General features: G+C 53.1%; 19 protein-coding genes. 10 read left to right on the plus strand and 9 right to left on the minus strand.

Going from position 1 to position 20,006, the window contains the following annotated elements:
• Window positions 1-85: 85 nt before the first annotated feature.
• Window positions 86-529, plus strand: coding sequence for an acetyltransferase (locus VI01_RS07465; RefSeq protein ID WP_045814627.1), 444 nt, complete (start codon window positions 86-88; stop codon window positions 527-529).
• Between the two features lie 20 nt (window positions 530-549).
• On the opposite strand, the gene VI01_RS07470 is transcribed toward VI01_RS07465, so the two are convergent.
• On the minus strand, window positions 550-1,134 hold the full coding sequence (locus VI01_RS07470) for a helix-turn-helix transcriptional regulator (protein WP_045814654.1): 585 nt from the start codon (window positions 1,132-1,134) through the stop codon (window positions 550-552).
• Between the two features lie 342 nt (window positions 1,135-1,476).
• Here VI01_RS07470 and VI01_RS07475 point away from each other — a divergent pair, with 342 nt between their 5' ends.
• From VI01_RS07475 to VI01_RS07490, 4 genes are all read left to right on the plus strand, one after another.
• A complete protein-coding gene (locus tag VI01_RS07475; protein ID WP_045814628.1) occupies window positions 1,477-1,701 on the plus strand; it encodes a hypothetical protein in 225 nt (74 codons plus the stop codon).
• Window positions 1,702-1,847: 146 nt separating this feature from the next.
• A complete protein-coding gene (locus tag VI01_RS07480) occupies window positions 1,848-2,411 on the plus strand; it encodes a fasciclin domain-containing protein (RefSeq protein ID WP_045814629.1) in 564 nt (187 codons plus the stop codon).
• A 43-nt stretch (window positions 2,412-2,454) separates the two neighbouring features.
• Window positions 2,455-3,009 carry an RNA polymerase sigma factor gene (locus VI01_RS07485; protein ID WP_045814655.1) on the plus strand — a complete coding sequence of 185 codons (555 nt, stop codon included), beginning with the start codon at window positions 2,455-2,457 and terminating at the stop codon, window positions 3,007-3,009.
• The gene (locus VI01_RS07490) at window positions 3,006-3,650 is read left to right on the plus strand and encodes an anti-sigma factor domain-containing protein (protein ID WP_045814630.1); all 645 of its coding nucleotides are present in this window, start codon (window positions 3,006-3,008) and stop codon (window positions 3,648-3,650) included. Before VI01_RS07485 ends, VI01_RS07490 begins: the two co-directional genes overlap by 4 nt.
• A gap of 5 nt (window positions 3,651-3,655) precedes the next feature.
• On the opposite strand, the gene VI01_RS07495 is transcribed toward VI01_RS07490, so the two are convergent.
• The 4 genes from VI01_RS07495 to VI01_RS07510 form a co-directional block, all read right to left on the minus strand.
• Window positions 3,656-4,351 carry a YafY family protein gene (locus VI01_RS07495; RefSeq protein WP_045814631.1) on the minus strand — a complete coding sequence of 232 codons (696 nt, stop codon included), beginning with the start codon at window positions 4,349-4,351 and terminating at the stop codon, window positions 3,656-3,658.
• Between the two features lie 168 nt (window positions 4,352-4,519).
• On the minus strand, window positions 4,520-5,836 hold the full coding sequence (locus VI01_RS07500) for an MmgE/PrpD family protein (protein ID WP_045814632.1): 1,317 nt from the start codon (window positions 5,834-5,836) through the stop codon (window positions 4,520-4,522).
• Entirely contained in the window at window positions 5,833-6,981 is a 1,149-nt protein-coding gene (locus VI01_RS07505; RefSeq protein ID WP_045814633.1) for an amidohydrolase, read from the minus strand. Before VI01_RS07505 ends, VI01_RS07500 begins: the two co-directional genes overlap by 4 nt.
• Window positions 6,981-7,523: a GNAT family N-acetyltransferase gene (locus VI01_RS07510; RefSeq protein ID WP_045814634.1), complete on the minus strand. Its 543-nt coding sequence runs from the start codon at window positions 7,521-7,523 to the stop codon at window positions 6,981-6,983. The genes VI01_RS07505 and VI01_RS07510 overlap by 1 nt, the downstream gene beginning before the upstream one ends.
• Window positions 7,524-7,852: 329 nt before the next feature.
• On the opposite strand from VI01_RS07510, the gene VI01_RS07515 reads away from it, so the two are divergent.
• Genes VI01_RS07515 through VI01_RS07525 form a run of 3 tightly spaced genes read left to right on the plus strand, consistent with a single transcriptional unit; the run spans window position 7,853 to window position 11,473 of the window.
• Complete coding sequence (locus VI01_RS07515) at window positions 7,853-8,923, plus strand: iron-containing alcohol dehydrogenase family protein (RefSeq protein ID WP_045814635.1); 1,071 nt, start codon at window positions 7,853-7,855, stop codon at window positions 8,921-8,923.
• A 33-nt stretch (window positions 8,924-8,956) separates the two neighbouring features.
• Window positions 8,957-10,255 carry an LLM class flavin-dependent oxidoreductase gene (locus VI01_RS07520; RefSeq protein WP_045814636.1) on the plus strand — a complete coding sequence of 433 codons (1,299 nt, stop codon included), beginning with the start codon at window positions 8,957-8,959 and terminating at the stop codon, window positions 10,253-10,255.
• A gap of 18 nt (window positions 10,256-10,273) precedes the next feature.
• Window positions 10,274-11,473: an aminotransferase class I/II-fold pyridoxal phosphate-dependent enzyme gene (locus tag VI01_RS07525; RefSeq protein ID WP_197079573.1), complete on the plus strand. Its 1,200-nt coding sequence runs from the start codon at window positions 10,274-10,276 to the stop codon at window positions 11,471-11,473.
• A 97-nt stretch (window positions 11,474-11,570) separates the two neighbouring features.
• Here the strand turns inward: VI01_RS07525 and VI01_RS07530 are convergent, their stop codons facing one another.
• From VI01_RS07530 to VI01_RS07540, 3 genes are all read right to left on the minus strand, one after another.
• Window positions 11,571-11,972 (minus strand): H-NS family nucleoid-associated regulatory protein, encoded by a 402-nt coding sequence (locus VI01_RS07530; RefSeq protein WP_045814638.1) that lies wholly within the window; start codon window positions 11,970-11,972, stop codon window positions 11,571-11,573.
• Between the two features lie 219 nt (window positions 11,973-12,191).
• Complete coding sequence (locus VI01_RS07535; protein WP_045814639.1) at window positions 12,192-13,487, minus strand: CitMHS family transporter; 1,296 nt, start codon at window positions 13,485-13,487, stop codon at window positions 12,192-12,194.
• 333 nt (window positions 13,488-13,820) lie between these two features.
• Window positions 13,821-14,951, minus strand: a complete 1,131-nt coding sequence (locus VI01_RS07540) for an L-dopachrome tautomerase-related protein (protein ID WP_052696980.1) — start codon at window positions 14,949-14,951, stop codon at window positions 13,821-13,823.
• Window positions 14,952-15,087: 136 nt separating this feature from the next.
• On the opposite strand from VI01_RS07540, the gene VI01_RS07545 reads away from it, so the two are divergent.
• Together VI01_RS07545 and fhuE are read left to right on the plus strand one after the other, a co-directional pair.
• Window positions 15,088-15,969, plus strand: coding sequence for a LysR family transcriptional regulator (locus VI01_RS07545; RefSeq protein WP_045814640.1), 882 nt, complete (start codon window positions 15,088-15,090; stop codon window positions 15,967-15,969).
• 363 nt (window positions 15,970-16,332) lie between these two features.
• Window positions 16,333-18,537, plus strand: coding sequence for a ferric-rhodotorulic acid/ferric-coprogen receptor FhuE (gene fhuE / locus VI01_RS07550; protein WP_045814641.1), 2,205 nt, complete (start codon window positions 16,333-16,335; stop codon window positions 18,535-18,537).
• A 123-nt stretch (window positions 18,538-18,660) separates the two neighbouring features.
• Here fhuE and VI01_RS07555 read toward each other — a convergent pair whose 3' ends face one another.
• The gene (locus tag VI01_RS07555; protein WP_045814642.1) at window positions 18,661-19,659 is read right to left on the minus strand and encodes a nickel/cobalt transporter; all 999 of its coding nucleotides are present in this window, start codon (window positions 19,657-19,659) and stop codon (window positions 18,661-18,663) included.
• Window positions 19,660-20,006 lie beyond the last annotated feature (347 nt).

The raw sequence follows: 20,006 nt of genomic DNA on the forward strand, positions 1-20,006 counted from the left end.
GTGATAATAAATTCACTATAGTAAATTTAGGTGAGTCTTAATGATATGTATTCACCAGGAAGTGAACATCTAAGAGGTAGAATTAATGTTAAAAATACGAATGTCTCGCCCATCTGAAGCGCCAGAGATTGTACAAATCTGGAGAAATTCTGTAGATGCTACGCACGAATTTCTGACAGCACACGACCGAGAAGAAATCGAAAAAGAAGTCGTCAGCTTTTTTTCAGAGACACCGGTTTGGGTAGCAACTCAACAGGATGACCAGCCTGTAGGATTTATGTTTTTGCATGATGGTCATCTGGAGGCGCTTTTTGTCGATGCGTCTGCTCGCGGACTGGGCGTTGGTAAGCGGTTGATATCCCATGCACTGGCGCTTCATCCTCATCTAAGCGTGGATGTAAATGAACAAAACCAGCAAGCAGTAGGGTTTTATCAACATTTGGGCTTTCAGGTTTCAGGACGTTCCGAGCGGGATAATCAGGGAAGGCCGTACCCCCTGTTACATCTGAGCAAAACTAATGAGATGTAACCCCTTGGGCAGGGGCATTATCATTGATTTTTATGACTAAAAGCGACGATGTAAGTGCAGCACTGATCGCTATCAGGATTGCTCATTTGATACTCGCTGGCAAAGGTAAGAGCCAGACAGTCACCCACTCGTAAATGATGGGTCTGATTATTGACCTTGAAATCCAGGCTGCCGCTTAATATCCAAAGTGTTTGCCCTGAAAGGTGCTCATTAGCGGCTGCGGGAATCGTGAGTTGACCCAGAGCAGGGATTTCAACTTTGATAAGCTCAGGTGTAGCGCCCGCAGGAGACACAGACCATCGGGTGATACCTGATTGCTCGTCTGTCCAGTGCTGCTGCTGGTCGGCTGAAAGCACCATTGAGTTGTGGTTAAGCTCAAGTTCCGCGAAGAGTTTTGATAGCGTAATATTCAGGGCATTTGCTAAGCGACTCAGGATAGTTGCACTGGGGCTGGAGGCACCTCGTTCAACTTTGCTGATCATGGCCTGACTGACCCCCGATCTTTGGGCAAGTTCAGTCACTGTCCAGTTCTTGTCTTTTCTGTGTTTCAGTAACAGACGCGCAATATCACTATCCAGTATCTGATTCTTAGCCGTCTTTTCCATCATGATGCTCGCTTTTTTAAGCTTGATTATGCCATTACACGTATTGAGCTGGAATAATTGATTTATGAAGGATCAATTGTTCTTCAGATGTTTAATACATCGGTACTGGGCGTAAGGCTTGCCAGTGCTTAACGGAAATATGAGAAAATCGGGCTCAAGCTGCTCTTCGGGAAGGTAGGGGATTTCACTGAATAGCGTCAGTATTCCTACCCGCGGTAAGTACAAAAGGGCTGAAACAGCATCCGTCAGGAACGTGACGTGAACTTTTAGTCGCACTTGTGCTCAATATCCTGATAATGCACGCAGGATTAATTATTTGAACGCGGTAAACGGAGAGATGAAATGGTCAATGACTACTTTGCACCACCCCCAATGGGTATGACGGCAGAACAACACAAGCGCACCATCGCTGTGGCGGCCGCTTTAGCGGTGGCGAAGGAATCCGTCAGCGCTTCAACCTCTGCCAGCGGTTCTAAAGCTTCGTGGGATCTTCAGGCGGTAGCGAATGAAATTTCCAATCTGGCTGATGCCATTCAGGACGCCCTGGAACCTGAAGACGAGATGTAAAGCCAGCGCACCCTCACATGACGGTGTTTAAAACCGTTTTGTGAGGGGCGAAAATTTTTTTATTTTTATCTGCATCCAGTTGGCCCCCTCCTTACGTATATCCCGTTGTGAGCAAATTCTTCGCTCCCCAACAACGAGGATTTATGATGAAAAAGCTAATCACCACCGCAGTCATCTCTGGCGCTCTGATGTTCTCCGCCACGACTTTCGCAGCCATGAACTCTGACTCTGTCATGGTTGGCGGTGCCGCTATGTATCCGCAGAAAAACATCATTGAAAACGCCCTCAATTCTAAAGATCACACTACGTTAGTGGCCGCAGTGAAGGCAGCAGGTTTAGTGGAAACACTCGAAGGAAAAGGTCCTTTCACTGTGTTCGCGCCAACCAACGCCGCGTTTGCGAAACTGCCAGCTGGCACCGTGGATAATCTGGTAAAACCGGAAAACAAAGCCAAGTTAACCAGCATCCTCACTTATCATGTCGTGGCCGGTAAATACGACATGAAAGCGCTGATGATGAAAATCAAACAAGGTGGCGGTCACGCGGAGCTGAAAACCGTTAACGGTCAGCCTTTGTGGATTATGAGTAATGGTCCTCACAATATTCAGCTGAAAGATGGCCAGGGCAATGTGGCCAATATCAGTACTTATGATGTGAATCAGAAAAACGGTGTGATTGATGTTATCGATACCGTTCTGATGCCTAAGTAATTGTCTATACTCGGAAGGCATTTCAATGCCTTCCGGGAAAAACATGGATAACGTTTTGGCTCAACAGCAGGTGAAATTAATGCGGGCGATTGCGCAAGGCGATCGCCAGGCATTTGAACAACTGTATCGACTCGCTTCGCCTCATCTTTTCGCCCTTGCTTTGCGCACATTACGCCAGCGAGCCTGGGCGGAGGAGGTGCTGCATGATTGTTTCCTCACTATCTGGAATCGAGCCGACAGCTATGATGCCGCACTTAGCGCTCCGATGACCTGGATGACGCATATTGTGCGCAATCGCTGTATTGATTGGCTGCGCAGTGGACAGGCGCGTGAGGCCATCCTGTCTGAAGAATACAGCGATAACGTTTCGGAGGGTGAGGCGGAAGGGCCAGATGCACCCTTTGACGATTCACAGACCGCCCGATTACATCACTGTCTGCAGCATCTGAGTCATGAGCAGCGACAGAGTGTGACGCTGGCTTATTATCAGGGGATGTCGCACAGCGATATTGCTGCCTGGATGCAGCAACCGGTTGGATCAGTAAAAAGTTGGATCCGTCGTGCGATGGAGCATCTTCGGGAGTGCGTGGGCTTATGAAAAACAATAAACATGATGATGCGCTCGCCGCCGAATATGCCCTGGGAACATTGCGCGGCAATGCACGATTGCGTTTCGAGAGGCGGCTGCAACAGGAGCCGGAACTGGCTGCGAAAGTGGCAAGCTGGCAGACAATGCTGGCAGGAATGGACACCCATTTGCGACCTGAAATCCCGCCGGAACGCGTGTGGAAAAAAATTGCCTTGAGTCTTCCCGCTAAAACCCCGGTGAAACGCGCCAATCCTTATATTGGCTGGCTGGTTGCTGCAGGTCTTGCGGCATTCACCCTTGTATCCTATTACAATCATCGCCCTGATGAATTCGCACCCCTGGTGATTCTGGGGGATTCACAGCATCAGGGACAATGGGTGGTCAGCCGCAGCAGCGACCGCCGTTATCTGCAATTATCGCCGCTTAAACCCGTCGCCATTAATGCGTCCAGGAGTCTGCAACTTTGGCTGATTCCTGCGGGGCAATCCCCGGTCTCGTTGGGTTTACTGGCAGACCATGCGGCAACGCAAATTGAAATGGATAATCGAGCCTTAGCAGCAGGGGCTACCCTTGCCATTAGCCTGGAACCTCAGGGCGGTTCACCAACGGGGCAACCCACCGGACCGGTGCTCTACAGCGGTATGCTGTAAACCCATTATCGATAATCGGGATAGCGTGCTTGCTGATAATCCTTCCAGCGCTTAAGCAACTGATGACGCGTCCCGGGATAGTTGTCATCCTCAACCACAATCTCTTCAATGCGGTCGACGCGGAAATTACGAAAATCCTGGCGCAGTTCGCACCAGCCACACAGCAGGCGCACACGGTCAAAATACCCCAGCACCACGGGCCAGATGATGCGAGTGGATGACACGTCTTTGAGATCGTTATAACGCAGCGAGATTTTGTTGCGGGTATGGATTGCCTGACGCAGTTCCGGCAGGTGCTTCTCAAACAGGGCTTCTCCCCGCGAAGCGACCAGCAATGATTGATGATCGATACCATGCGATAAATGCGCTGGCATGACGGCATAAATTTTTGCCAGCGCGTGCTGTGCGGCGGATTTTAATTTGGCATCAGTGTGGCGGCTGACCCAATCAAGGCCCAACGCCAGCGCATCAATCTCATGACGGGAAAACATCAAGGGCGGTAAATGACCGTCGGATTTCAGCAAATACCCCAATCCGGCGCTGCCCTCGATTTCCACACCTTGCTGTTGCAGGCTGATGATGTCGCGATATACGGTGCGCACGCTAATGCTGAGTTGCTCTGAGAGATGCTGTGCAGTTATCGGATGTCGGTGACAACGTAACAATTGCACGAGTGCCAATAGTCGCTGGGTTTTGGTCATGGGGTGTGCCTACGCTAAGAGTCTGGCAGTCAGGAGTGGTTCAGGCCGCACGCACCAGAGTTGACTCCTGTGCAGGTGCGGCGACCTGTAGTTTAATACGGCACTCGTCATCCTGGTAAACGCAACTTCGTCTGTGGCGTGGTGAATTAAAAGCGCTGCATCAAGATATTAAACGCGTAATAACTGCTGCAGCACCGCCAGATCAGCGGTTGTCTGCAATGCGCTACTTTGCTGCACCTGTTGCAATCGCTCGCCCGACTCCTGACGCAATGCCAGACGCAATTTACCCTCAACGTCCACGCCATCGGCCAGGGATTGCTGACGGGTACGACGCTGTTGCAGCCGGGTGCCATCGCGCAAGGTAAGAGTGACCAGATGAAAACGCAATGCGGGATTAATGGCATCTGGCGGCGCGGTGTCATCAGGTACTCGTCTCACTTTGGCTGCCAGTGGCATCACAGCATGATTAAGATCGCCTTCCGCAAAATCTTCCAGCCGCAGGTCGTTAAAGATCAGCATCGCGGCAATCACGTATTCCAGACTGAAACGCGCTTCAATCCCATTGGTGGGCGATGTGACTGAGGCGGCAATATCACCGCCCGGCGGGAACGCCACGCTAATGTCGGTGATGTTATCCAGCAGCGCTTCCAGCGAATTGCCGCTGGCTAGCCAGCCATTGCGCAGGATACGCGCGGCTTCCGCTGCGCTGTGTGTTCCGGCGCAGGTCGGGAAAGGTTTGTACTCCAGCCCCGGCGAAACAATACGCCACGGATCACCCCAGCCGCTGAGCAATTTCTCAGGTTGCGCCTGACCGTTACTGTTGGCAGCAAGAAATGACTCAATCACGCCATCCTGTTTACCATCGAAACCCGCCAACGTGAGCTGTGCTGCCGTAACCGCACGTTCAGCCGCCAATCCGGCGTGCAGAGGTTTGACGGCAGAGCCGAACTGCGCGCGTAGCCCGCTGGCCTGAGTGGTGGCGATGCCGAGCAGGTTGGCCGTCGCGCCGACATCCAGTTTCACCAGGCGAGCCAGCGCGGCTGCGGCGGCCAGGGTGCCCAGCGTCGCGGTGTTGTGATGACCTAACGCATAATGCTGCTGGCTGGCGGCCAACCCTAGCCGTCCGGCCACTTCCACACCGATGGCGTAAGCATCGAGAAAATCATCAATCTCTGCCGCCTGTTGCTGCTGCCAGGCAAACAGCGCAGGGAGGATCACCACGCTGGGGTGACCGCGAAAATCAGCGTGGAAATCATCGTAATCCAGCGCGTGAGCGGCATAACCAAGGAGCAGCGCCTGAGAGCGAGGGCTGCCATCGGCATAAACGCTGCGCAGCGCGGGCAAGCCGCTGTCGGGCACCTGGCCTTGCAGAACCGGCCAGCTGACGGCAAGAAAATCACGTACCCCTTCGCGGGCTGATTCACGTGCGGCGGCATCCGGCTGGCTGTGAACGATCAACTCAGCGAGATCGGGAGTGATGCTCATGACTGCTCCAGACTGTGCAATGCCGCCACAGCCAGATTGGCCAGATAGCGAGATGTGGGCAGCAGCACATCATCGTTGATCCGAAACGCCGGATGATGCAGCGCATAAGGTTCACCGGTGCCAATCATCATAAACGCCCCCGGCAGTTGCTGTTGGTAGAAGGCAAAATCCTCACCGATTGGGCTAGCCTCAACAACGCGTGCTTCAAAGCCGCTGGCCGCTGCCTGTTGCAGGGCGAAATCGGCCCAGTGCGCATCATTCACCACCGACGGTGGACCAGCGTGCCAATTAAATTCGACTTTGGCCGCGAAGGCGGCGCCAATACCCTGCACAATCTCACGGAAGCGCTGCTCCAGTCGTTCGCGCGTCTCCTGTGAGAACGAACGCACCGTACCTTCCAGCCACGCGCTGTCCGGGATGACGTTCCAGGTGCTGCCGCTGTGGATCTGGGTTATCGAGACCACCGCATTATCACCCGAAGGTGCATTACGGCTGATCAGCGTTTGTGCGGCCGAAACTATTTGCGCGGCGATCACAATCGGATCGTTGCCCTGATGCGGTTTGGCTGCGTGGCTGCCCGTCCCGGTAATCTTGATATCAAAGCGATCGACGGCCGCAGTGAGAGGCCCGGCTTTGCTGCCTATCACGCCCGGCGGTAACGAAGGATCGTTATGAATGCCGAAAATCGTCACGGCATCCTGCAGTGCGCCGGTAGCAATCACATCCGGCGCGCCCTGGCCAGTCTCTTCGGCGGCCTGGAACAAAATACGCACGCGGCCCGGCAACTGGGCCTCCTGCTGTTTCAGCAGAATCGCCGCACCCAGCGCGGCGGAACTGTGGAAGTCGTGGCCGCACGCGTGCATCACGCCTGGGCGCTCTGAACGGAACGTGACGTCAGACTGCTCTTCAATCGGCAGCGCATCAATGTCGGAACGCAGCACGATCAGCGGTCCATTTTCGGGACCCACTTCCGCCACCAAACCGGTTTTAAGCGGCAAATCCAATACGCGGATCTGGTGTTTATCAAGCTGCTGACGAATACGTGCCGTGGTTTCAAACTCTTCATTGGAGAGTTCTGGAAAACGGTGTAACTCATGGCGGAAGGCAACCAAATGTTGACCCAATGCGCTCTCATCAAAACTCATTATTTGCTTCCTTGTTGTGCGGCCTGACGTGTCATCCACGCATCATGCGCGCTGTTATCCAGCACTTTCTTCATATATTGGGTGATATGGCCTTTGCCGAGATCGGTGGTATGCATCAATTGGAAGCCGCGCTTTTTATACATCTCGATCAGCCATGGATGGCTGGTGGCGGTGCCTAATGACACCGCAGGGGCGCGCAGTTTGCCTAGCAGGATCTCTTGTTCCAGCCGATCCTGTACCTGGCGGCCATACTGTTTGCCGGGATAGTCGGGATGGGCACCGAACCAACCAATATGCGGCAGACCAAACGGGCCTGGCAGCGGACCCCACGGATAGCGCACGGTGACCGAGGAAACCATCACGCCTTGCGCATAAAGCGCATAAACGCCGTGACTTTGCAGGTGACGCAGCGTCTTTTCATGGTCTGCTGTGGCGGCATCAAATTTGATGCCCATTGCCAGCGTCGGCGCATACGCGGCGTGCATCAGCGCCTGATAGGTTTCAACCTCATCTTCTCTGACCTGACGAAATTCAAGTGACATATCTATCCCCGGGAAACCGCCTGAAAGCGGTAAAGTGAATGCAGATTGAGCAACACTGTGTGGGCGAAACCCGCGCGTTCAAAGGCGCTAAAACTCAATACCCAGCGTGCTAAGCAACTCAGAATATCAGTAATGCCACAGGCTTCTATATGTGAAAAATAACTAAGCTAATGCGAATTTGTGAAAATGAAATGGCGGCTTTTCCATTGCTTATATCGCGATTTACCGTAGTATGCATAAATTACATAGCGCTATAACTATTTCTCATTAACCTCATGAAATAAAATAACTTTTCTCGTTATAGCCTTATTCTTAATCAGGGTGACGACGTGTTAGCGATCAAATCTCCGCGTGCTTATGCACATGAAGCTGGCCTGCGTGCGCGTGCCGGTGAATTTATCAAACCTTATGCCACACATATCCGCATTTTCACTTCTCCCAACGCCTGGCAAGCGGTTAATCCGGAATTAAGCCAGAGTTTAGAAGCCAACGGTATTCGCTGGGAGCTGGAGTATTTGCGCGGTGAATGTACCGACGTCGCCATCGAAACGCTAAAAAACAACGTTGAGCAGCAGCAAGCCGAGCTGCTGTTTGCGGTGGGCGGTGGTCGCGTGCTGGATGCCGCCAAAGCAGTGGGCAGCCAGTTACCTGATCTGAAGGTGATCAACTTTGCCACGCTTGCCGCCACGTGTGCCGCCTGGTCGCCGGTGGCCATTATCTACAACGAGCAGGGCGGCCATGTGCGCAGCCAGCCGCTGGGTAAAATGCCCGAGCTGGTGCTGGTGGACAGCGAAGTGATCGCCCGCAGCGATGTACGTTACCTCAAAGCGGGGATCGTGGATGCGCTGGCGAAGTACTACGAATTTGCCCCCTATCTGCGCAGCAACCCACACGATCTGGCGCTCGATCTCAAAGTGATGACGGCGCAACGTGCGCTGGATGTCTATCGCCAGTTAGGTGAAGCCGCCGTCAACGCCAATGAAAAACAGCAGGTTACGCCGGAACTGGTGAAGGTGATCGATGCCAACATCGTACTGGCGGGTCTGGCGAACAGCGTGCGCGATCAACTGCCCACCCCCGGTTTTGCCCATGCCATTCATAACCGTCTGACGCACCAGCCTGAGCTGCATCATTGGCTGCACGGTGAAAAAGTCGGTTACAGCCTGTTGGTGCAATCACTGATTGAACACGATGGCGTGCCGGATGCGGAACTGCTGGCGTTGCTGCGTCAGTATGCGATGCCACTGACGCTGGCGCCGTTGACTGGCGACCGCGCGGCGGCGATACGCACAATTGCGGAACAAATTAAATTCCCGGCGGCCAGCGCTGAACGTCTGCCGTTCCGCATTCATGCGGATGCGTTAGAGCAGGCGCTGCTGGCGACTGAGAACCGTTTCTAACTTTTTACCCTCTTTATTGACCAGGACAACTTCATGGCTACTGCACAACCACAACGCATCCGCTTGGGCCTCTTCGTACAACCCGTAGGGCAACACGTCAGCGGCTGGCGTCTCACGGAAAAACTCGGCGATCCCACTGACATTGACTGGCTGATCACCATCGCAAAAAAAGCCGAAGCCGGTAAATTCGATCTGTTCTTCGTCGGTGATGCGCTGGCGACCAGCATGTACCGTCTGCCATCGACCATGGCGCGCCTTGAGCCGCTGACCATGCTGTCGGCGCTGGCGGTGAACACCAAACGCATTGGTCTGGCGGCCACCGCGTCCACCACCTTTAGCGATCCCTTCACTATGGCGCGCAGCTTCTCGTCGCTGGATCACATCAGCCGTGGCCGTGCGGCGTGGAACGTGGTGACGTCGTTCTCTACCGACGTGGCACGTAACTTTAGCCGCAACGATATGCCAAACCATGCCGAGCGCTATGCGCGTGCGCGTGAGTTCCTAGAAGTGACCAACAAGCTGTGGGAAGGTTGGGAAGCGGGAGCGGTGCAGCCAAACAAAGAGACCGGTGAATACTTCGTCAATGACAAAATTAAGTCGATTGATCATCAGGGTGAGCACTTCCAGGTGCAGGGTCCGCTGAACATTACACGCTCCCCGCAAGGACGTCCGGTGATCATTGAAGCCGGTTCATCTGCCGATGGGCAAAAACTGGCGGCCGAAACCGCCGAAGTGATCTTCACCGCTGCGGCCAGTCTGGAAGAGGCGCAAACCTTCTACCGTTCGCAGAAGGATCAGGTGATTGCCGCCGGACGTAATCCGGATCACGTCGTGATCATGCCGGGCGTGATGCCAATTGTCGGACGCACCCGCGAAGAAGCCAAAGCGCTGTGGAAAGAGCTGAATACGCTGGTGGATATCGAAAACGGTCTGCGTCAGCTCTCGCTGCGTTTCAGCATGGATCTGAGCCAGTATCCGCTGGATGGTCCAGTCCCTGAAGTCCCGCTCGGCGAAGGTAATCAGAGCCGCGTCAAGCTGATGACGGATATGGCGAAGCGTGAAAACCTGACTTTGCGTGAGCTGGCCGCCGTGGCTGCCGGTTCGCGTGGTCACCGCGTGATTGTTGGCACCGCGGAAGACATCGCCGATGACTTTGAGCTGTGGCTGAAAGAGGGCGGAGCCGATGGTTTCAACATCATGCCTGCCATCATGTCAGAGCAACTGGATTTGTTTGTCGAGCTGGTGATCCCGGAACTTCGTCGTCGTGGTCTGTTCCGCGATGATTACGAATTCGCCACGCTGCGCGAGAACCTCGGTCTGCCCGCGCTGTAAACCTTTTAGGAGCTGATTATGGTCACCTTATCAAAGCGTGTGCAGTCCGTGTCGCTCTCTGCCAATGCCGCGGCGCGCCAGTTGACGCGCCAGCTGAAAGAGCAGGGCGTAGATATTCTGGATCTCACCACCGGTGAACCGGATTTTGATACACCACAGCACATCCGCGATGCTGCGACAGAAGCCATGAATAACGGTGAGACCCGCTACACGCCGACTAATGGCACCACCCCGCTGCGTAAAGCGGTGCAGGCCAAGCTGGCACGGGAAAATCAGCTGGATTATGCATTGGGGCAGATTTGCATCGCCAACGGGGCGAAGCAGATCATCTTCAATGCCTTTGCTGCCACTTTAAATGACGGCGACGAGGTGATTGTGCCAGTGCCGTACTGGCCGACGTTCCCGGATAGCGTGCGTTTTAACGGCGGCGACGCGGTGTTGCTCAACTGCCCGCTTGAGCAAGAGTACAAGCTGCAGCCGCAGCAGCTGGCGCAAGCGATCACCGATAAAACCCGCTGGCTGGTGCTGAATAATCCCGGTAATCCATCCGGTGCGGTGTATAACGCCGCAGAGTTAACGGCCCTGGCGGCAGTGCTCCGTGACCATCCCAACGTGTGGATCATGCTGGATGAACTGTATGAACACATTCTGTTTGATGGACGTGAACACGTTAGCCTGTTGCAGGTAGCGCCAGATTTAGCCGATCGCATTCTGCTGGTGGGGGGCGTGTCGAAAACCTATGCCATGACCGGCTGGCGCATCGGCTTTGGTGCCGGTCCGCAAGCGTTGGTTGATGCCATGGTGGTGGTGCAGTCGCAGAACAGTTCGGGTGCCAGCGCGATCAGTCAGGCGGCAGCAGTGGCGGCGTTAAACGGTGGGCTGGATTTCCTGCCACCGCAGCGCGCGGCCTATCAGGATCGCCGGGATGCGATTATGGCGCAACTCCGCCCGGTAGAAGGTATTGAGGTGCTGAATCCTGAGGGGGCGTTCTTTATCTTCTGTCGCTGTGCCGGGCTGCTGGGCAAAACAAGGCCAGATGGTCAGCATCTGGAGAGCGAACAGGATGTGCTGAATTATCTGCTGGAAAGCGGCGTGTCCGGCGTAGCGGGCAGCGCGTATGGCTTATCGCCGTATTTCCGCCTGTCTATTGCCACGGATATCGACAGCGTGCGCGAAGCCGGAAAACGAATTGCGAAGGCCTGTGCAGCGTTGAAATAGGGATTTAATTGGTCGCCAGGAATGGTATAGCGTTCGTCACTTAAAGCCCTATTTGCAAAAGCTGCCACTGTAAAAAGTGGCAGCTTTTTTTGATAGGTTAAATCAGGAAATCATCCATCGAACCGCCCGCGTCTAAAGCGGATTTGATTGGCGATGGAGTACGGCCCTGGCCGGTCCAGAATTTTTCATGACCGTTTTCGTCGATGAATTTATATTTCGCCGGGCGTGGCGCACGTTTCGCTTTCGGTTTGGTTTCGCCCTGGTTTAATTTCGTTAATTCACTAATATCGATGCCATCATTCAGCAGCATCTCTTTATACAGCGCCAGTTTTTCTTCTTTTTCGCGCTGAGCGGCATTATTCGCTTCCGCTTCTTCACGGCGTTCTGCAACCACCACGGCGAACTTTTCCAGCATTTCGTCTAATACCGCAATCTCAACATCACGCGCATGGGCACGCAGCGTACGAAGATTGTTCAATGCTTTGAGTGCATCGCTCATGAATAAACCCTTATAACTTTTATAACGAAGATGAAAGGGGGCATTCTACGTTAATTTTTATCAAATGAAAATATTGCGCATAATGCAGAATTGTCCGGAAAATAAGCTTTCAGCAAATTGTGTCTATATCGAACAATAAAATACAAAGCAGATATTTCACTCAAGTTAGTCGAGGGCGTAGCCGCAAAAAATTGCGGCTACAAGGGGAGTGAATATATTCTATAGACTGCGATAAAACGGGAAGCAACCGGTGATCAGTGCGACCACGAATAATACAATCGAGGTGATAAATGACCAACGCAGCGTGAACCGTTGTGTCTGCGCATAATCCAGTTTCAGCATGCCGACCAATAAATAGGTCGAGGCCACCAGTGGGCTGAGAATATGAACCGGTTGACCGACCAGGGCGGCGCGTGCCATTTCAATCGGTTCGATACCATAATGTCCCGCAGCCTGCACCAGCACCGGCAGCATGCCGAAATAAAACACATCATTCGATACCATCCAGGTAACGGGAATACTGATCAAGGCGGTAATCACCGCAAGGTAGGGACCCAGCGACGCAGGGATTGTGTGCACAATCGCTTGAGCAAGGGCGTTCGCCATACCGGTTTCAGCAAAAATGCCGGTAAACACCGCCGCAGCGAAAATCAATCCTGCCACGGCAAGGATGGCGGGCGCATGGCGGCCGATCTGCTCTTGCTGTTGGCCCAGTTGCGGATAATTGACAACGAACATGATGGCGGTGGCTAGCATAAACAGATACGCCATGGGCATCACATCCAGCACCAGGAAGGTCATCAGTGCAATGGTCAGTGCCCAGTTAAACCAGAAACGCCAGGCTACGCAGCTTTTTTCTTCGAACTGCATCGCGGCGCGATCCACTGGGATAGGCTGCTGGAATCCCAGACGCTTGCGTTCACTTCTGCCGAGCATCACCGCCAGAATAAAGGTCCATGCCACACAGGCCAGCAGCGGAACCAGCAACGGTACAAACAGAGTAGAGACGTCAGCCTGAACAGCGGCCGCTGCACGCGCCGTAGGGCCACCCCACGGAAACATATTGCCCAGCCCGGTACACTGTAATAACAGGGCGGCAACGCTCAGTTTTGATAATCCGATACGCTCATATATTGGCATAAAGGCGGAAAGCACAATCATATACACTGTCGCGCCATCACCATCTAAGGCGACAATAAAGCCGAGCAGTGCGGTGCCAACAAATATCTTCACCGGATCACCATCGACCGCAGACACAATCCGTTTAATAATCGGATCAAACATCCCAGCATCCGTTACGCTCATAAAATAGAGCATCGCGAATATCAACATTACGCCGGTGGGCGCGACGGTACGCAATCCTTTGATCACCATGGCACCCATATCCGCGCCATGGCCAGATAACAATGCGAATAGCGTAGGGATAAGGATTAATGCAGTCAGAGCGGAAAGCTTTTTGCTCATTAATAAGCCAATAAAGCAGATTATCATAAGCAGACTGATGATCAGCAGCATGACGAGGGTTCCTGTCCGGAGGGATAGAGCACGTTTGTGGGTAGCAAACGCAACGTGTTCGAAATAAATAAAAAACAGCGAATGATTATTTATTGTTCAAATTAACCTTCTGCAACCTCGTCTATCTGGGAATATTATCCAGCGTTTTTTTCGGCAGGCACAAGGTTAGGTTTACGCGAAATATGTGCGTAACCTCTTAGTTTTAATAAATTTAAAATAGCGAACGGTGATGATTTATCTGGGTGTTATTTCCTCCTGTTTATCAATAGAGATAACGTTGAATAAGCGCGGCATGAACACCGCGCTAAACAGCGTTAAACGGCACGTTATGCCTTATTGATGATCCCGCGGCGAAGGCTTAATCGGTAACGGCAAACGGTATAGCTTCACCGGATATTCCACGGTTGACGGTTTGCCGCCAGTGGTCGCGGGCGTGCGATTGATCTGTCCGGACGGCATCCACAGTGCGCCGTCAGATACCCACATCGCATCAATCCACACCAGGCGGGGATCCTGCACCACGGTGGTGACTTTGCCATCGGGCGCAATACGTTTAATGCTGCGGGTGTTGATATCCGAAGCATAAATGTTGCCCTCGGCATCGATGGCCGTTCCGCCGGTACTCCAGGTTTCGCGCACTTTCTCCGCATGCTTCGCCACTTCTGCAGCCGAAAGGGCACTGTCATTCAGATAGCGGGTTTCAATGCGAGCCAGCGGCCCCGGGATCGCCTGGTAATAGAGCCATTTGCCATCCGGCGAAACTTCCAGCTGATCGAGACCTACGCGTTTTTCACGGCCATCGCGCAGAATCAACTTCTTGCCATCCGCATAAATCGGCTGATGATCAATCGAGAGAGGGTGGTTATCCAGCACCCGCCAGCTTTTGCCACTTTTCAGGTTCAGCACCACTAATCCCACCGCACCCGGATCGGTGATATAGGCGAAATCACCATTAAAACGCACATCATCCAGATAGCTGGTGGGTTGCAGCGTCGGTGCCTTAAACACATAGCTGTTCAACACTTTGCCAGTGGCCAGACTAATGTGGACCAGCTTGGCGCCACCGGGCACGGCCTGATCGCCGGTACCAATTCCTTTATTGCCTGAATCCATCACCCACAGATCGCCATCCGGGCCGATACGCAATGCATTCACGTGGTAGAAATGATGCTCCGGATCGTTAACGTTCCACTGGTTCCAGCTGTCATCGGGAAACGCTTTCAACTGATTGTTGATCACTTCTGCCAGCTGCAGACCCGCCCCTTCCGATTGCGTTAACGAGGCGAACAGACGGTTGTCATGACTGACGGTAATGCCATTCCACACGCGCGGTGAGGTAGCGACTTGCTCCAGACGACTGTCCTGTTGCGTCGGTAACGTCACAGGCAGTGTGTCTTGTGCCACTATCTGTGCGCTGCTGGCCAATGCGATCATCGCGACCAGTGCTTTCAATGAATGTTTCATCCTTTACTCCCTTGTTAAGCGCCACAAGGTGACGCGAACAGCCTGTTGCTCTGTTGTTAATGTCATTCCATCCTGGCAGCGTAGAGTGATAAATTATATTCTCTGAATTTTATCAATTGATTCCTGGTGGGAATGAATGGAACTGAAAGATCTGCATTATCTGCTGGCGGTGAAGGAGACGGGGCATCTGGGTAAAGCGGCGCAATCCCTTGGTATTACTCAGCCCGCATTAACCAAATGTCTGCAGCGTCTGGAGAAGTTTTACGCCACGCGGTTAATTCTCAAGGTGGGGCGTGGGATGCAACTCACAGAAGCGGGACTGTTACTTTGTGAACGTGCTCAAAAAGTCGTGCACATGATGCAGGTCACCCGACAGGATTTACAGGCGCTGGGTGCGGGAACGGCGGGCGTCATCCGGTTGGGCGTAGCGGCCACGGCAGCGGAATTTATGCTGCCAGTGCTGAGTAAAGACCTGTTGCACAAAGCCCCCACCGCCAGACTCGAAGTGACGGTCGGGATGAATGATTTGCTGCAAAAGTTACTACGTGAGAACAAGGTCGATCTGATTCTCGGTTTTCTGCCACAGGGGAATAGCGAATTTATTACCCGTCCGCTGATTGAGGACCCGGTGGTGATTGCCGCCAGCCGTCACCATCCGCTGGCCAATATTCATCCGACGCCAGAACAGCTTGATGAATATAACTGGTTGTTGCCTTCAGATAACGTCGCGACGCGCCAGTGGCTGGAACAACGCTTACGCAGCGGGGGTTATGCTCCGCCGCGGGCGCAAATGGAAAGTAACACGCTGTCACCGCTGCGATCCGTACTGGCGCAAACCCAATTATTGAGTTTTCTATCCCGACGATTATTAAAAGGTGAGGGCGGCGAGTTAATTGAAATACCGCTGCCGCTGGTGATGATGCCTCGCACTTTTGGCTGGCAATTCCGCTCACTCAGTGAGCTTTCCCCCGCGTCACGTTTACTGGTGGATTTAGCGGAAAAACGCTGGCCCTGGTGATCCCCGGTAATACCATCACGACGAGAACCTGTGATTTATCACAGGTTTGCTCCAATAACCTGCATGATAATGATCGAAAATAACCCACCTTTATTATTAATCATTGAAGAATAAGGATTTATCTAAATGTAAAATTGTCAGATAACAGGTAACAATTTCTTGCAATACTAATCTTAATGCGTATATTTCTCATTTGCTTTCTTAACGGCATTTTTACAGTCGTTCTGTTTGCGCCAGGAGGGCGCAGTCGGGAAATACCTCATCCTGATATTCCTTTTCAGCACGTTATTTATGGCTGGATCTAACAGACGTCAGCAGCTATGCCGCCAACACAAAATAACGATAAGTTGATTGAGGAATATTATGTCTTTCAAAGAAAAGCGCGTCAGGGAATCTGGCCTTGCGCCGCAACGTGCCTTGCGTGTCTCTCTGCTTGCCATGATGGTGGCATCAGGTATTGCCCAGGCCGCTGATACCACTAACACAGAACAAACTCTGATGGTGGATGCCAGCGCCAGCAGCGATGCGCAGCAAGAGCAGGCAGCAAAAGATTACAGCGTTCCGGTCACTCGTGCCGGCACCAAAATGGCATTAACCGCGCGTGATATTCCGCAATCGGTCAGCATTGTCAGCAAGCAACGTATGCAGGACCAGCAACTGCAATCCCTGAATGACGTCCTGTCGAACACCACAGGTATCAGAGGTGTCAGCGGCGATATGGATCGCACTAACTATTATTCGCGCGGTTTTATCATCGATAATTACATGATCGACGGTATTCCAACGGCGTTTGCTTCGCGCTGGAACCTGGGGGATGCCCAAACCGATATGGCGCTGTATGAGCGCGTTGAAGTGGTGCGTGGTGCAACGGGCCTGCTGACTGGCCCGGGTAACCCGTCTGCTGCGATTAACATGGTGCGTAAGCACGCCGACAGCAAGGAGTTTACCGGCAACCTGGAGGCGAGCTACGGCAGTTGGGATAAGCAACGTTACGTCGCCGATCTTTCCGCGCCTCTTTCGCCTGAAGGCAATGTGCGTGGCCGCGTGGTAGCGGGATACGAAGATAAAAACAGCTTTATCGAGCGTTATGGTTTCGAGAAGAAATTCATCTACGGCGTGGTGGATGCCGACCTGACCGATAAAACCAAACTGTCTGTGGGCTATGAGTTTACCCAGGTGAATACCGACTCACCCATGTGGGGTGGTTCGCCACGTTGGTATACCGATGGTTCACAGGTGAAATTGCGTCGCGGCTACAATACCTCAACGGATTGGGCGTATAACGACAAAGAAAACAAAAAAGTCTTTGTTAACCTGCAGCAGAATTTCGATAACGGCTGGAACATCACGCTTAACGGCACACACAATGAGATGTTCCTCGACAGTAAGCAGCTGTATATCGACGGCTATGTGAATAAAGAAAGCGGTCTGCTCGTTAACCAGTACGATCCTTCCTACAACTATGATGCGGTAGGCGGTACCGGCTACAACACCGGTAAACGCAAAGTGGATTCCGTCGATGCGTTTGCCAGCGGTCCATACGAAATGTTTGGCCGTCAGCATGAGTTGATGCTGGGTGTGAATTACAGCCGTCAGGACAACAAGTATTACAGCGCCTGGACCAACATTTCACCCGATCAGTTGGGCAATTTCTACGACTACAACGGGAACTATCCTGAGTCCGACTGGAACCCTCGTACCCCAGCGTCTGATACGCAACTGGTGCGTCAGAAATCGGCCTACCTTGCCACTCGCATTACGTTAGCCGATCCGCTGCATGCCATTTTAGGCGCACGTTATACCAACTGGAATCGTAAAGGTTTAACCACCCGGCAGGAAGAAAACAACATCACGCCATACGGTGGTTTGATCTGGGATTTCTATGATAACTGGTCAGCCTACGCCAGTTACACTTCGGTCTTCCAGCCGCAGGATAGCCAGGATGCCTCCGGCCAATTCCTTAACCCGGTCATCGGTAAAAACTACGAAGCGGGTGTGAAATCTGATTGGCTGAACAGCCGACTGACCACCTCGGTGTCAGTGTTCCGCACTGAACTGGATAATGCGCCAGTGAGCACTGGCACATACACGGCCTCAGGCAACGAAATTTTTGAAGGTAAGAGTGGTGTCGTGAGCCGAGGCGTTGAGTTTGAAGTGAACGGTGCACTGACGGACAACTGGCAGATGACTTTCGGCGGCACGACTTATGTCGCCGAAGATCGTGAGGGTGAGAACTACAACTCAAAGTTGCCACGCACTTCGTTCAACCTGTTCACCAGCTACCGTCTGCCGATGCTGGATCAGCTGACGCTGGGTGGCGGTGTGAACTGGCAGTCGAAGACCTACCAGGATATCACTGGTCCGGAAGGTGTCGGTACCTGGCGAGCGCGTCAGGGCAGTTATGCGCTGGTGGATCTGTTCGCGCGCTACGACGTGACAAAGAACGTTACTCTGCAGGCTAACCTGAACAACCTGTTCGATAAAGAGTATGACAAAAACGTCGGTAATGGCGGGATCGTTTATGGTACGCCGCGTAACTTCTCAGTCACCGCGTCTTACCGTTTCTAATGTGAACTTCTCGGGCGCGCAGCAATGCGCATTGTGCCAGGTTCGCGGTTAAGTTCGCGAATCACTGGCCGGATCGGCAAGGATGCCGGCCCGGCGTTGCTCACTTGAACCCCTCAATATTCCTCAGCATCCTGCCGCAATATAATCTCCATTAGCACTGATGGGCACCACGGTTAAAAACAGCACCAGCGCAAATAAGATCAGCAAAGCGCCTCCAGCAATACGTATCATCCCGAGTATTTGCTGTGTGCGTGGCGATGACTCAGCCAACCATAATTCTCCCGCACGATGACGAAAATGGCGTACAAACAGGGCCAGTGCAACCAGCGCCATACCCGTGCCGAGTGCCATGGTCATGACCGCAAACATGCCCCAACGGGTGATGCCAATTACGCTGGCAAACAGCAGCACCGTGAGTGCGCCACTACAAGGCCGCACGCCCGTGGCAATAATAATGCCGATCCACGCTTTCCAGTTATCCACTGATTCCACAGTAATGCCGTGATGATGACCGCAGCCAGTATGATGCTGCTCATGCTCATGCTCATGCTCATGCTCATGCTCATGCTCATGCTCATGTTCATGTTCATGCACATGCTTAGGTTTATGTTGATACTGATGCGTATGCCGATGCTGACTGTGACCGCGCCAGGCTTGCACCATCATCATCACGCCCAACGCGGCGATAAACAGCGCGCTGGCTTTCTCAAGATACCAGCGGCTGGTGCTGAGATCGCCCGTGGTCAGGTTAAAGCCAATTGCAAGAATGGAGACAAACGCGATGGCGCTGAGACCCTGCACCAGGCTACCGAGAAACGGCACGCTCAGCGCGACACCGCGCGGTGGTTGATGGGTAGTAAGCCAGGTGGTGACGATAAATTTGCCATGTCCGGGACCAACCGCGTGCAAGATGCCATAGATGAAGGTCACGCCGATCAACCACAACCCTGCGCTGTATTGCCCGCTATTAATTTGCAGCAGATGCGTGACCAGTAAGCGATGGAGTTGGATTTGTGTTTGTAGCGACCAGGCGAGAAACCCCGTCCAGTGGGAAAACAGCACGGCGAGCGCAGCGACGATCGCCAGCGCTGCAAGGGTAAATCCGGTTTTGGTGGCAGTCATAGCTATGAGATATCGCGGCCCTGAAAACTTACAGCATGCAGGATTTTATAACGATTTTATAGGGTGTAAGGCGGAAGTAATCTGGACGCTGCCAGGAGCCAGGAGCCAGGAGCCAGGAGCCAGGAGCCAGGAGCCAGGAGCCAGGAGCTAGGAGCCAGGAGCCAGGAGCCAATATACGTGACGACACAGGTTGGCGATGATGAAAGCATCAATCTGGCTCAAAAGCATCACTGCCTACGTCATCTTCGTAACCTTAATGTTATGACGTGCTCCTCTCAGCAGTCAGGGCGGCTTTGCCTACGGAAGTAAAAATGGCGTCACTCTGCGTAATGCCGATCAGTTAAGAC

The organism is Pantoea sp. SM3 (genome assembly GCF_000963995.1).
GTDB classification, from domain to species: domain Bacteria; phylum Pseudomonadota; class Gammaproteobacteria; order Enterobacterales; family Enterobacteriaceae; genus Pantoea; species Pantoea rwandensis_B.